Source organism: Flavobacterium flavigenum (assembly GCF_027111255.2).
In the GTDB taxonomy this organism is placed as follows: Bacteria; Bacteroidota; Bacteroidia; order Flavobacteriales; family Flavobacteriaceae; genus Flavobacterium; species Flavobacterium flavigenum.
In genome coordinates, this window is sequence record NZ_CP114285.2 from 2,738,869 (window position 1) to 2,751,894 (window position 13,026).

The window sequence follows — 13,026 nt, forward strand, 5'->3', positions numbered from 1 at the left end:
AAATTGTTTTTAATGAAAGATAAAATAAAATCAGGTTTATTAGGTTTGGCAATTGGCGATGCTTTAGGTGTTCCGGTAGAATTTCAATCCAGAGGGTATTTGAAACAGAATCCAGTTTCGGAGATGTTTGGTTTTGGAACCCATCATCAGCCGGCAGGAACCTGGAGCGATGACAGTTCGCTTGCTTTTTGTTTAGCCGAAAGTTTGTGCAAAGACTATGACTTGAATGATATCGCCAGAAATTTTGTAAAATGGTACAGTGAAGAATTATGGACACCACACGGAAAAGTTTTTGATATCGGAATAGCAACCAGACATGCGATCCTTAATATAGCAAAAGGTCATCAGCCGGATTTATGTGGAGGCTTTAATGAAGAAGATAACGGAAACGGTTCTTTAATGCGTATTTTGCCTTTGGTTTTTTATCTCCAAAATGAAAAAGATCTAAACGTTATTTATCAAAAAGTAAAAGAAGTTTCATCCATCACACATGCTCATTTCCGGTCTGTATTTGCCTGTTTTATTTATGTAATTTATGGTTTGAAAATTCTAAAAGATAAAGATAAATTCGAATCATATAAAGAAATGCAAAATACTGTTTCGGCATTTTTGGAACATAAAAATTTTAATCCTTCAGAAATTCAGTTATTTGACAGGATTCTTAAAAATGATATTTCGAAGTATAATGAAAGTGAAATTCATTCTTCGGGATATGTATTGCATAGCTTAGAAGCAAGTTTATGGTGTTTCCTGAATTCGGACTCGTATGAGGAAACAGTTTTAAAAGCCGTTAATTTAGGCGAAGATACCGATACAACCGGAGCAATTGCAGGAGGTCTCGCAGGCATTTATTACGGAATCGAAAATATTCCAAAAAAATGGATTGATGAGTTAGTCAAATCCAATGATATAAAAAATTTAGCAGAACGATTATCAGATAATTTAAATAACAATATATGAACCCATTATTATTAACTGACGGTTACAAAGTTGACCACAGAAGGCAGTATCCTGAAAAAACCACTTTAGTATATTCTAACTGGACACCCAGAAAATCAAGAATTGAAGGTCTTGAAGAAGTGGTCTTTTTCGGATTGCAGTATTTTATCAAAAAATACATTATTCATGATTTTGATACACATTTCTTCAAACAGCCAAAAGAAGAAGTCGTTAAAAAATACGCCCGAAGAATCAATAATTATTTAGGCGAAAATCAGGTGGGCACCAAACACATTGAAGATTTACATGACTTAGGATACATTCCGATGGTTTTTAAAGCATTGCCTGAAGGTGCAAGCGTTCCGTTGAGAGTACCAATGTTTACAATGTACAATACCATTCCGGAATTTTTCTGGCTGACCAATTATTTCGAAACCTTGCTTTCTGCCGTAATCTGGCTGCCTTGCAATTCTGCTACAATTGCAAGAGAATACAGAAAGGTACTGGACAAATACGCTGAAGAAACTTCATCTGCACCTGATTTTGTAAACTGGCAGGGGCATGATTTCTCTATGAGAGGAATGGGCGGAATCGAAGCAGCCGTAACTTCTGCAGCAGGCCACTTATTGAGTTTTACAGGATCAGATACCATTCCGGCAATTGATTTCTTTGAAGAATATTACAACGCCAATTCTGATACCGAATTAATCGCAGGTTCAGTAGCTGCAACCGAGCATTCTGTTATGTGTATGGGAACTACCGAAGGCGAATGTGAAACTTTCAAAAGATTAATTACAGAAGTGTATCCAAAAGGAATCGTTTCTATCGTTTCTGACACCTGGGATTTATGGAAAGTTTTAACCGATTATCTGCCACGCTTAAAAGAAGAAATCATTTCAAGAGAAGGCAAAGTCGTAATCCGTCCTGACAGCGGTGATCCTGTGGATATCATCTGCGGAAACCCGAACGGGAAAACAGAACAGGAAAAGAAAGGTGTTATCGAACTTATCTGGGATGTTTTTGGCGGAAGCGTAAATGACAAAGGATTTAAAGAATTGGTACCGCAAATTGGCGCTATTTACGGCGACAGTATCACGGTTGCCAGAGCGATTCAGATTTGCGAGCGATTAAAAGCAAAAGGATTCGCTTCTACCAATGTAGTTTTGGGAATTGGCTCTTTTACGTATCAATATAACACCAGAGATACTTTTGGTTTTGCGATGAAAGCCACATATGGAGAAGTTGATGGCGAAGGAAGAGCCATCTTCAAAGATCCGATCACGGATGACGGAACCAAAAAATCGGCTAAAGGCCTTATGAAAATTGATCTCGTTGATGGCGTATATCATTTAACAGACAATGTTTCATGGGAAGAAGAAAAACAAGGCGAACTGAAAGAAGTGTTCAGAGACGGAAAACTTTTGGCAGATCAGTCTTTAAGTGATATTAGAGCGAGAGTAAAATGCGACATAATTATTGAAGCTTAATCACCATCAAGAAATGCTATAAAAACTAAAGCCTGAAACATGCCCTAAAAGTTAACCACTCTTTAGGGCATTTTTATTTCTTATAAAAATTATTGTGATCAATATATTCCCAAACTTTTGAAGGCAAAAGCGGCCGGATATTTTTTCCTTTTTTGATATTGTTCCGAATAAAAGTAGACGAAATTTCTACAACCGGTGCGTCAATAATATGAATTTTAGGATGCGATTTTAATTCGGTATTTTCTGCTTCTGCTGAAATGCGTGGGTACACGAAAATATCATGATTCTCTAAAATTACTTCATAGTTTTTCCATTTGTGCAATGTCTTCAGATTATCTTCCCCCATAATCAGCGAGAATTCATGGTTTGGGTATTTATCGTGTAAATGAGACAGTGTGTTTACAGTATAATTCGGCTGGGTCAGTTTAAACTCAATATCCGAAGGTTTTATCTTTGGATAATCTTCTGTTGCAAGAAAAACCATTTCCAGTCGATGGTGATCATCTAAAAGTGTTGCTTTTTTCTTCAATGGATTGTGAGGCGTAACCACCATCCAGATCTGATCCAGATCAGTAAATTCAGCCATGTGATTGGCAATAATCAAATGACCAACATGAATGGGATTGTAGGTTCCGAAATAGAGTCCTATTTTCATTTTTTGAAGTTTCACAGAGATTCGCTAAGATAGCACAAAGATTCGCAAAGTTTAAAAAATACTTTGCGAATCTCTGTGTATAACCTTTGTGAAACTCTGCGGAATAATTACTTATTTACGAAGTCTTTCACCAGCTGATGCGCTTCTTCCAAAGCCACAGCCAAATCATAGTTTTTAATAATCACGTCAAATTGTGGAGCAGTTGCAAGCTCAACCGAAGCTTTTGCGATCCGCATATTGATTTTGTCTTCGCTTTCTGTGGAACGTTCTTTTAAGCGGCGTTTTAATTCGTCGACACTTGGTGGTTTGACGAAAACAGCCAGAGTTTGTTCAGGGAATTTGTGTTTGATACGTAGTCCGCCGGCAACATCAATGTCAAAGATTACATTTTTGCCCAAGGCCCAGATTCTTTCAATTTCCGATTTTAAAGTACCGTAAAAGTTGTCTCGGTACACTTCTTCCCATTCCAGGAAATCTTCGGCTTTGATGTGTTTTTTGAATTCTTCCAGCGAAATAAAATAATAATCTTTTCCGTTAACCTCTTCCCCACGCGGAGCACGTGAAGCTGCTGAGATTGAAAATTCTAAATTTAAATCTTCCTGTTTCAGTAAATGTTTTACTATCGTTGTTTTCCCGGATCCTGAAGGTGCCGAAAAAACAATTAATTTTCCTTTGTTCATTGTTATTGGTAATTAGTAATTAGTAAAAAGTGAATAGCATTACCATTCACTTCATTAATTACTTTATAATACGTTTAGTACCTGCTCTTTAATCTTCTCCAGTTCATCTTTCATCATTACGACCAATTTCTGCATCTGTGCATGATTCGATTTTGAACCCATGGTATTAATTTCGCGGCCCATTTCCTGAGTGATAAAACCAAGTTTTCTACCGTTTGCTTCAGTTCCTTTTATGGTTTCCAGAAAATAATCCAAATGATTCGTCAAACGAACTTTCTCCTCAGTAATATCTAATTTCTCCAAATAATAGATCAATTCCTGTTCAAAACGGTTTTCATCAACATTTACCTCAAGTTCAGAAATCGCTGTTTGCAAACGGTCTTTTATCGCCTGAACACGCTCCGGATCAAGAGCCAGCGCATCATTCATATACTGACGGATATTACCAATCCGAAGATTGAATTCTTTCTCAAGCGACTCTCCTTCGTCTTTTCTGAAACTTAAAATATTTTGCAATGCCTCATCAATGATTACCTGAATCTGCTCCCAGTCGTTTTCGTCAATTTCCTCACGCTCTGTTTTCAGAACATCCGGCATACGGACCGCCATTTTCATCAATTCGGTTTCGTCAGCATCCGGATAAACTTCCCTTAACTGGGCTATATAATTTTTTACAACCGGAACATTTACCTTGGTAGAAGTCTGCTCTGAAGTACTTTCAACATAAATCGCAAAATCGACTTTTCCTCTTTCCAGTCTGGTTGAAATCAGGGTTCGTAAACCCAATTCCATTTCACGGTAAACAGAAGGCATTCTCACATTCAGGTCTAAACCTTTACTATTTAAAGATTTTACTTCTACAGTAATTTTTTTCGTTGGCAATTGCAAAGAAGCTTTACCAAAACCCGTCATCGATTGTATCATATATTGAGTATAAAGGCGCAAAGATACTAAAAAACTTTACAGGGAAGATTTCTAGTTTTTCATGGCGTCTACGTTTTAAATTCTATGGGCGTTGCCTAACGGCCGGGCTATCCGCTGCAATCTTTTCCCTTATCTTACTAAGCCAGGAATTACATTCGTCACTTCGAGTGATTTTTAATAATGATGCGACAGCTTTATGATTAAAAATTGTATCGAGAAGCTTTTTAATACTAAGGTTCTCGATACATTTTATTTAAAAAAACTATCGTCTTTTTTAAACAAAACACTCGAACTGACGAGTAATATATTACTTTTCTTCTAAAGTTTTCATAACCTGCAAAATATTCTGCTGGCTGTTACCAATGTAAATTTTGCCATCAATGATAAAGACCGGACGGCTGATAAAAGTATAATGCTCCAGAATGTATTTTTTAAAATCAGCTTCAGTCAGTGATTTGTTTTTCAGATCCATTGACTTGTACAATTGTGCTTTTTTGCTGAATAACACTTCGTAGCTTCCAGAAAGCTGGTACATTTCTTCCAGTTCAGCTTCAGTAATCGGATTTTGCTTGATGTCATGAAAAACTAAATCATTATCTTTTGGCAGGCCTTTGATTATTTTACGGCATGTATCGCAAGAGGCTAAGTAGTATATTTTGTTCATAATTTTTAGTTTATTTCGGTACAAAGAAAATTCATTGAAACTTAAAATTGTCTAATTTTATTAAAAAAATAAATTTATGAATTCAGTTTTCGAAGTACAAAAAACAAGCAGGGAAATTCTTCTGAAAGTTTTAGACAATCACTCATTAGAACAATTAAATAAAATTCCGCAAGGTTTTAAAAACAACCTTATTTGGAATATTGCGCACTGTATAGCTGCCCAACAAGCTTTAGTTTATAAATTATCAGGTTTGCCTTCAATAGTCTCTGATGAGTTTATTACTAAATATAGAAAAGACACCAAACCGGAAGGCGACGTTTCGCAAGCTGAAGTTGATGAAATCAGAAGATTGCTTTCAGACACCTTACATCAGGCTGAAAAAGATTACGCAGATAAAATTTTCACAAACTATACTGAGTACACCACAAGTATGGGATTTACACTTCGAAATGTAGAAGATGCCCTCTCATTCAATAATTACCATGAAGGCACGCACACAGGAATAATAATGAGTATCCGAAAGTTGGTTTAGAAACTTTCGGATTTTTTATTTTTCAATAGTTTCAATTGTCACATTCATGGCACCTGCTCCTTTGTTTTTGGCAATCTCCATAAAAGCTCTTTTAGATAAATCTATTTCTCTGGTTTTAACAAATGGCCCTCTGTCTGTAATTTCAACAATTACAAATTTGCCATTGGCTTCATTTGTAACTTTTACTTTTGTTCCGAAAGGTAATTTTTTGTGGGCGGCAGTATATTTATTATTATTGAACCGTGCTCCGCTTGCTGTTCTTTTTCCGTTAAAACGATCATGGTAATAAGAAGCATGAGCTGATTTTTTGTAAACCTTCAATTTCAGGCCTTCAACGCTAAAAACAGAATCGTTTAAAGGCACCATTTTTAGTTTATCTGTTTTTAAAGTATCCTGAGAAACCTTGGTTTCAACCGGTTTACTCTGACTCATAACGTAGGTAAAGCAACTTAATAAAGTCACCGAAAGGAGAGAGAGCAAAATATTTTTTTTATTCCTCATAATTTATTTTTTTTCAGACTTGGGGGGACTTATACAAATAATATGCCGAGATAAAAAAAGCCCTGTAGGAAGGGCTTATTTTGGTATTTTTAGAACCATAAGTTCCATGGAATTCTGCTTAAAATAAGCACCAAACCAATTCCGTAAAATATGGCAAATGTTTTAAATTTTGCTTCGCTGTTAATTAGTTTTTTATGTTTTGACCATCCTATTGTGATTAGGGCAATCGCAATTAAGTTGATTAATGGGTGCTCTAATGAAGTTAATCGAAGTGCAGCGTTAGACATTTGACCAAAAGCATCTTTTCCTAACGGAGATACAAAATAAAGAATCAAACCAATTAACAATTGTGTATGTGTTCCTATTAAAGCGAACAGGGCAATTTTTCGGTCTTTGGCTGTAAAATCTTTTTTTGAAGTGAATCCGAGAATGGCGTTTACAACTGCAATTAATAAAAGTAGTAATGCCAAATAAGCCCAACCGGAGTGGAGTTTTTGAATAAAAGGGTACATAGATTAATATTTTGTTTAAAACAAATATAACAAAAAAGGTGAAAAAAAAACGGCATTAAACTAAAAGTCAATGCCGTTTTTGATATTTATTTTGATTCTTATTTAGCAGATATTAGTTACCAAATGTATATCTAAGTGTAAATTGTGCTTGCCAAACATCAAAAGTAGAACTATTTTTTTGGAAAGTGTCTTTAATTAGAGTTTTAGTTCCATTTGCATCTGTTTGTGTTGCTAATTGATAAACAGGAATATTACCCGCAGCAGTCGAACTATAAGCTAATACATTTGCATTTGTTGCTCTCTGAGTTACCCCCCAGTCCTTATTTAACATATTTGTAAAATTTAAGATATCGGCTCTAACTTGGAAAGCATTCTTTTTTCCTGCTATTTTAATATAAATATCTTGTGTAACAGACAAATCTAATCTATGTAACATTGGCAAAATAGCACCATTTCTTTCAGCATATTTACCTCTTCTGTCACGAAGATATTTGTCCTGATTAATATAAGCATCAAATGCTTCTTGTTGTTGAGCTTCACTATATTTGGTTACAACATTTACCCCATTTACAACATTAGTTACTGATAATTCTGCAAATCTTAATTCACTAGCACTATTAGGAACATAAATCAAGTCATTCCCATTAATTCTGTCTCCATTCATATCTCCTCCATAAGCGTAAGTAAATGGACTAGCCTGTTCTCCAATATAACCTAAGTTGATAGAAGTAGCTCCTCCTAATCCTTTACCATACTCAATTTTGTAGCCTATAACCCCAACTAATCTATGCGGAGTGTTGTTATTTGATGCAGATACTGCTAAATCATTATTACCGTTAACAGATCTTGCACCTGTCCATGAACCAGACGCAACTGATCCTGGAGAAATTAAATCTGTTGCTCTTGAATGAGTATAAGCAAAAGATCCCCAAAGACCTCTTTGATAAGGATACTCTAGCTTGAAAGTTGTAGAGTAAAAGAATCCTTCGTCAGAATTAGTTAATACAATCCCGTTTGAAACGTTATCATTTACTCTTACACCAGCATCATTACGCGAGTATCTTGGTCTATTATCTGGTCCTGCAAATGTACCTACAGGTGCATCGAAGTTTGCATTATAATATTGAATTGCATTGATATTTTTTTGCAAAATCCCTTCAACCGTTCCAACAAATCCAAAAGGAAGTTTTTGATCAACTGCCATAGTAGTTTTCCAAACCTGAGGAGACTTGAATTTTTTATCATTAAAAGATAAATCATAAGAAGATGGAGCTGTTGGTGTAGCCGGAGTAAAATACTGTGCTGGTGTTGGTGTAAAACCATATCCTCCAGCAGCTAAAGCAGCACCACTTACGTCAACAAATCCTGTAAGTACTCCATTGTTTCCAATTTGATTTGATATATATACCCCTGGAGATCTACCAGTAAAAATACCTGATCCTCCACGAAGTATTGTCGAAGCATTTCCGTTCAAATCCAAATTGAAACCAACTCTAGGCTCGAATAAATAAGCAGGATCCGGCATATCAGCGGTATTGAATTTTTCTCCATTTGCAAAAGTCATAGCCGTAACAACTGGGTTCTCTAATGCTGTATCTGCATACCAAACTCTGGTAGCTCTTAATCCTACAGTTAATTTAAATCTGTCACTCAATCTCATCTCATCCTGAGCATATATATCCAATTTATTCGATTTCATAACCTGCATTGGTTCTTCAGCACCTGGTAAAGCAGAATATCTATATTGAAAGCGGGCAGGAGAAGTTGTTGTTGCTGAAGAAGGAGCACCTCCATTTGCAACAGACTCATTAGCTGCAGCATAAAAATCAGTTAAAGAATTGAATATATAAACACCGTTTGATCCTGAGAAAAACAAATTGCTTGACTTGAAATATTCAAAGTTTGCACCAAACACCAAAGAATGTTTTCCGATAGTTTTGGTTAAATTATCTGTAAAGTGTAAAGTTGAATAGGTAAGTTTATTTCCTTGTGTAAAAGGATCTAATCCAACAGAAATGTATGTAGCCGTTCCTTGTTTTATATCTATAGTAGGAAACAAACCTCCTCCTTGCAAACCTCTGTCTTCAATTTGTTTATCGTAACCAGCGATAAAGTTATTATGCCAGGAATTACTTAATTTACTGTTTAACTCTAAAACAATAGATCTTGTATTATCCAAAATAGTATAACCACTATTTTGAAAAGACATTGCAAGTGCACTTGTTCTTCTATTACCAAATCCTAATGAATTTGAATTTGAAGTTAACTCATCAGATGAAGAATCATGAAATACATAACGAGCACTAAGTTTGTGGTTATCATTAATATTCCAGTCAATTCTGGCTAAGAATTTTTTTGAAATTTTCTCTGCATTATAATTTTCCCAAGGACCAGTTTCGTAACCAAATTTTTCTTTCATAAAGTTAGAAAGAGTCTGCATTTCAGTATAAGTTGGGGCAGAAACCTGTCCGCTAGAATTTGGAGAACCTGTAGATGTCCAGGTCGTTGCCGGACTGATATTTTCAAGAGTTTCAAAATTACCAAAAAAGAATAATTTATCTTTTATAATAGGAGCGCCAATACGTGCTCCCCATATTTTCTCATCAAATTTCCCCGGCTTAATTGTTACATCTCCTGCATGAGTACCAATAAATTCTTTTTTATTACTTCTAAAAGAGTGATAAACAGAACCTTCAATCTCATTGGTTCCACTTCTTGTTACAGCATTAATTCCAGAACCTAAAAATCCTGATTGACGCACGTCATAAGGAGCAATGTTCACTTGCAATTGTTCAATAGCATCTAATGAAATTGCTGTCGAACCAGTTCTACCACCAGCTTGTGAATCACTTCCCAAACCAAATCCATTATTAAAAACAGAACCGTCAATTGTAAAATTGTTTAATCTTGAATCCTGTCCTCCAAAAGTACCATTAGCTCCTGCATTCGCATTGTACTTTGTAATGGTATTAATTGATCGAGCCCCTAAAACAGGAACAGCTGCTATCTCTCTATTTGTAAACTGCTGAGAAGCACCCGTACGACCTTTATTAAAATTTCCTTTTGACTTTGTACTAACAATAACTTCCTGTAATGCGTTTGATTCTTCATCAATGACAACATTTACAGTTAAATTACTACCTAAAGCAGCATTAATTTCAGTGATTTCTGTTGTTTTATAACCAATATAACTTACTTTAACAGTGTATGGACCACCCGGTCTTAAACCCTGCGCAGAATATCCTCCGTCAAAATCAGTTGTAGAAAAATACTTAGTTCCAGTTGGTTTGTGAACAATCTCCACTGTTGCTCCTGGAAGAGCTTCTCCCTTGTTTGATCTAACTTTTCCTGACATTGCTGATCCAGTTACCTGAGCTTGGCCAAGAGCCGTTAGAAAAATAGTCAAAATAAAAATAATTCTTTTCATTTTTGCGTTTGTTTCGTTATTTGTTTTTGGCAAAATTATAACAAATTAATCAGATAATGTTATCAAAAAGTTAAGAATAACAAGTTTTATGCATTGCATTGAACATTAAAACGATTTTATCTTTAAATGATAAATAAAATACAATATTTCCATTTAATGCTTAATTTTTTTATTAAAAGAATAATAATACTTAATAATGAATTTGCATAACCATGTAAAAACCAGTATGTTTTGTAAGAATTGTTAAAATTACTTAACAAAAAAACGCCTTAATTAAAAAATTAAGACGTTTATATTTTAAAACAGATGATAAGATTATTTTTTGTTTAAAAAATGATTAAGTAAAAATGAAGTCGAACTATCATGCGTTTTTACCGCCTTAGAATTGATTTCTTCTAAAATAGAATTGGCCAGCTGTTTTCCTAATTCAACTCCCCATTGGTCAAAACTAAAGATATTCCAAATTACGCCCTGAACAAAAATCTTATGTTCGTATAAAGCAATCAAAGAGCCTAAACTTTTAGGTGTCAGTTTTTCAATTAGAATTGTATTGGTCGGTTTGTTACCTGTAAATACTTTAAATGGCAATAAGTAAGCTGCTTTTTCTGCAGAAAGCCCTTGTTTGTCAAACTCAGCCTGAACCTGTGCAGCTGTTTTTCCGTTTAGCAAAGCTTCTGTTTGTGCAAAAAAGTTAGACATCAATTTGTCATGATGGTCATCGTTACCGTATAATGGTTTTATGAATCCGATGAAATCTGTCGGAATCAGTTTTGTTCCCTGATGGATTAGTTGGAAAAAGGCGTGCTGCGAATTGGTTCCCGGCTCTCCCCAGATAATAGTTCCGGTTTGATAATTAACCGGTTTTCCGTCACGGCCAACACTTTTCCCATTGCTTTCCATGGTTGCCTGCTGCAGATAGGGTGCTAATTTTTGCAAATATTGCGTGTACGGAATCAAAGCTTCACTTTCTGCACCATAAAAATTATTGTACCAAACGCTCAATAAAGCTAAAATTACCGGAATATTTTGATCAAATTCAGCAGACTTGAAATGTTCATCCATTTCGTTGGCACCTTTGAGTAAATCATTGTAATTATCAAAGCCAATTGCTAAAGCAATGCTCAAACCAACCGCACTCCATAAGGAGAATCTTCCTCCAACCCAGTCCCACATCGGGAAAATATTATCAGGATTAATTCCGAATTCGGTTACTTTTTGAATATTGGTTGAAACTGCCACAAAATGTTTCGCGATATCTTCCTGAGAGGCGGACTTTAAAAACCACTCTTTTATAGTTTCGGAGTTTGATAAAGTTTCCTGAGTGGTAAAAGTTTTAGAAACAATCAAAAATAATGTAGTTTCAGGATTTAATTTTTTGATTACTTCATTTACGTGATCACCATCAACATTTGAAACAAAATGTACATTTAAGTGATTTTTGTAAAATTGAAGGGCTTCAACCGCCATTGCAGGACCTAGGTCAGAACCTCCAATTCCTATGTTTACGATATCAGTAAAAGCTTTTCCAGTAAAACCTTTTCTTTGTCCCGAAATTACTTCGTTTGTAAAGTTTTTAATTTTATTTTTTACTTCGTAAACTTCCGGAATTACATTTTCTCCGTCCACTTTTATAACGGCATATTCCGGCGCACGTAAAGCTGTATGCAAAACCGCTCTGTTTTCTGTCTGATTGATGATTTCTCCTCCGAAATAATCAGCAATTGCACTTTTTAATCCAATTGAATTTGCCAATTTTAACAAAAGCAAAATAGTTTCTTCACTAATATTGTTTTTAGAATAATCTACTAAAAAGTCATTCCATTGCAAGCTGAATTTCTCTGCACGTGCACTATCTTTTTGAAATAATTCCTGTATTGTAGTCTGCTGGATTGCGTTAAAGTGGTTTTGAAGATTTTTCCACGCATCAGTTCCTGTTGGATTTGTTGTATTTAAAGCCATTTTTTAATAAGATTGTAGTTTTTTTAGAAACACAAAAATACTGAAATTAGCTTTTAATACTTGTTTGCAGGGCAATTAGTTACGAAAACGTTTTATAATGGATTTATAATTTCGAAAAAATCACCAAATCTTCCACCACGGCTTTTTATTAATTTCAATGATCTTTTTATCCTTGTTGATCTCAATTCTTTTGGGTTCTTCAATTTTTATGGTTGCATCATCGAAAAACATTTCGCCCTGATCATTCATTCCAATAGACGATTTTGTTCTTTCTTTCCAGTTTTCTGTCTGCAATTCAGGAATTAAAGGAGCATTGATTTTGGAACTAAATTTTTGCCTGGCTTTTTCTGTTATTTCTTCTTCGAGATTAGAAGTTGAGTTTTTAAAAAGCGAAAGTGAATTATCAGGAATATGAAGCAGAAAAACCTGTGTTTTATTTCCGATTTTCAAGATATCCAAAACTTTAAAAAACGAAATTTCATCCAGAAGAAAATGCCCGATTTTCACAGAATCAGGATTAAATTTCGATAAATCTTTTGCATTGGCACTTGCAATTAAATATCTCAAATTCCCCGAAAGCCCTCCTCCCATAGAAGTCATATCGGTAAATCCTTTTTCTTTGATTATTTGGCCAACTTTATACTTTTCAATTAAGCTGTCAGTCAAATTCGTGTCTCTGTAGAATAGTTTTAAATCTGAAAAAGTCTCGTCAAGAGTTTCTTTAATGCGTTTGTTCTTCATATTTC

At 34.9% G+C, this 13,026-nt stretch carries 12 protein-coding genes; 3 read left to right on the forward strand and 9 right to left on the reverse strand.

From position 1 onward, the window contains the following. Positions 1 to 12 precede the first annotated feature (12 nt). The gene (locus OZP09_RS11255) at positions 13 to 960 is read left to right on the forward strand and encodes an ADP-ribosylglycohydrolase family protein (RefSeq protein ID WP_269233763.1); all 948 of its coding nucleotides are present in this window, start codon (positions 13 to 15) and stop codon (positions 958 to 960) included. Next, complete coding sequence (locus tag OZP09_RS11260) at positions 957 to 2,426, forward strand: nicotinate phosphoribosyltransferase (RefSeq protein WP_269233764.1); 1,470 nt, start codon at positions 957 to 959, stop codon at positions 2,424 to 2,426. The genes OZP09_RS11255 and OZP09_RS11260 overlap by 4 nt, the downstream gene beginning before the upstream one ends. Before the next feature lie 73 nt (positions 2,427 to 2,499). Here the strand turns inward: OZP09_RS11260 and nadD are convergent, their stop codons facing one another. The 4 genes from nadD to OZP09_RS11280 form a co-directional block, all read right to left on the reverse strand. After that, positions 2,500 to 3,081: a nicotinate (nicotinamide) nucleotide adenylyltransferase gene (gene nadD, locus OZP09_RS11265; RefSeq protein ID WP_269233765.1), complete on the reverse strand. Its 582-nt coding sequence runs from the start codon at positions 3,079 to 3,081 to the stop codon at positions 2,500 to 2,502. Between the two features lie 107 nt (positions 3,082 to 3,188). Then, positions 3,189 to 3,761: a guanylate kinase gene (gmk, locus tag OZP09_RS11270; protein ID WP_281309400.1), complete on the reverse strand. Its 573-nt coding sequence runs from the start codon at positions 3,759 to 3,761 to the stop codon at positions 3,189 to 3,191. Positions 3,762 to 3,824: 63 nt separating this feature from the next. Beyond that, complete coding sequence (locus OZP09_RS11275; RefSeq protein WP_269233766.1) at positions 3,825 to 4,685, reverse strand: YicC/YloC family endoribonuclease; 861 nt, start codon at positions 4,683 to 4,685, stop codon at positions 3,825 to 3,827. Between the two features lie 307 nt (positions 4,686 to 4,992). Further along, positions 4,993 to 5,349: an arsenate reductase family protein gene (locus tag OZP09_RS11280; protein ID WP_269233768.1), complete on the reverse strand. Its 357-nt coding sequence runs from the start codon at positions 5,347 to 5,349 to the stop codon at positions 4,993 to 4,995. A gap of 76 nt (positions 5,350 to 5,425) precedes the next feature. On the opposite strand from OZP09_RS11280, the gene OZP09_RS11285 reads away from it, so the two are divergent. After that, positions 5,426 to 5,881 (forward strand): DinB family protein, encoded by a 456-nt coding sequence (locus OZP09_RS11285; RefSeq protein ID WP_269233769.1) that lies wholly within the window; start codon positions 5,426 to 5,428, stop codon positions 5,879 to 5,881. Positions 5,882 to 5,896: 15 nt separating this feature from the next. On the opposite strand, the gene OZP09_RS11290 is transcribed toward OZP09_RS11285, so the two are convergent. From OZP09_RS11290 to OZP09_RS11310, 5 genes are all read right to left on the reverse strand, one after another. Further along, the gene (locus tag OZP09_RS11290; protein WP_025572605.1) at positions 5,897 to 6,382 is read right to left on the reverse strand and encodes a septal ring lytic transglycosylase RlpA family protein; all 486 of its coding nucleotides are present in this window, start codon (positions 6,380 to 6,382) and stop codon (positions 5,897 to 5,899) included. Positions 6,383 to 6,471: 89 nt separating this feature from the next. After that, positions 6,472 to 6,894, reverse strand: coding sequence for a hypothetical protein (locus OZP09_RS11295; protein WP_269233772.1), 423 nt, complete (start codon positions 6,892 to 6,894; stop codon positions 6,472 to 6,474). 112 nt (positions 6,895 to 7,006) lie between these two features. Then, complete coding sequence (locus OZP09_RS11300) at positions 7,007 to 10,321, reverse strand: TonB-dependent receptor (protein ID WP_269233774.1); 3,315 nt, start codon at positions 10,319 to 10,321, stop codon at positions 7,007 to 7,009. Positions 10,322 to 10,636: 315 nt separating this feature from the next. Next, on the reverse strand, positions 10,637 to 12,280 hold the full coding sequence (gene pgi / locus OZP09_RS11305) for a glucose-6-phosphate isomerase (protein ID WP_281309401.1): 1,644 nt from the start codon (positions 12,278 to 12,280) through the stop codon (positions 10,637 to 10,639). A 120-nt stretch (positions 12,281 to 12,400) separates the two neighbouring features. Further along, complete coding sequence (locus OZP09_RS11310) at positions 12,401 to 13,021, reverse strand: hypothetical protein (RefSeq protein ID WP_269233775.1); 621 nt, start codon at positions 13,019 to 13,021, stop codon at positions 12,401 to 12,403. Between the last annotated feature and the right edge of the window lie 5 nt (positions 13,022 to 13,026).

Excerpts from the sequence above, each read along its gene's own strand:
- OZP09_RS11255 (WP_269233763.1), top strand. The coding sequence starts at position 13 with ATGAAAGATAAAATAAAATCAGGTTTATTAGGTTTGGCAATTGGCGAT.
- OZP09_RS11260 (WP_269233764.1), top strand. The coding sequence starts at position 957 with ATGAACCCATTATTATTAACTGACGGTTACAAAGTTGACCACAGAAGG.
- nadD (WP_269233765.1), bottom strand. The coding sequence starts at position 3,081 with ATGAAAATAGGACTCTATTTCGGAACCTACAATCCCATTCATGTTGGT.
- gmk (WP_281309400.1), bottom strand. The coding sequence starts at position 3,761 with ATGAACAAAGGAAAATTAATTGTTTTTTCGGCACCTTCAGGATCCGGG.
- OZP09_RS11275 (WP_269233766.1), bottom strand. The coding sequence starts at position 4,685 with ATGATACAATCGATGACGGGTTTTGGTAAAGCTTCTTTGCAATTGCCA.
- OZP09_RS11280 (WP_269233768.1), bottom strand. The coding sequence starts at position 5,349 with ATGAACAAAATATACTACTTAGCCTCTTGCGATACATGCCGTAAAATA.
- OZP09_RS11285 (WP_269233769.1), top strand. The coding sequence starts at position 5,426 with ATGAATTCAGTTTTCGAAGTACAAAAAACAAGCAGGGAAATTCTTCTG.
- OZP09_RS11290 (WP_025572605.1), bottom strand. The coding sequence starts at position 6,382 with ATGAGGAATAAAAAAAATATTTTGCTCTCTCTCCTTTCGGTGACTTTA.
- OZP09_RS11295 (WP_269233772.1), bottom strand. The coding sequence starts at position 6,894 with ATGTACCCTTTTATTCAAAAACTCCACTCCGGTTGGGCTTATTTGGCA.
- OZP09_RS11300 (WP_269233774.1), bottom strand. The coding sequence starts at position 10,321 with ATGAAAAGAATTATTTTTATTTTGACTATTTTTCTAACGGCTCTTGGC.
- pgi (WP_281309401.1), bottom strand. The coding sequence starts at position 12,280 with ATGGCTTTAAATACAACAAATCCAACAGGAACTGATGCGTGGAAAAAT.
- OZP09_RS11310 (WP_269233775.1), bottom strand. The coding sequence starts at position 13,021 with ATGAAGAACAAACGCATTAAAGAAACTCTTGACGAGACTTTTTCAGAT.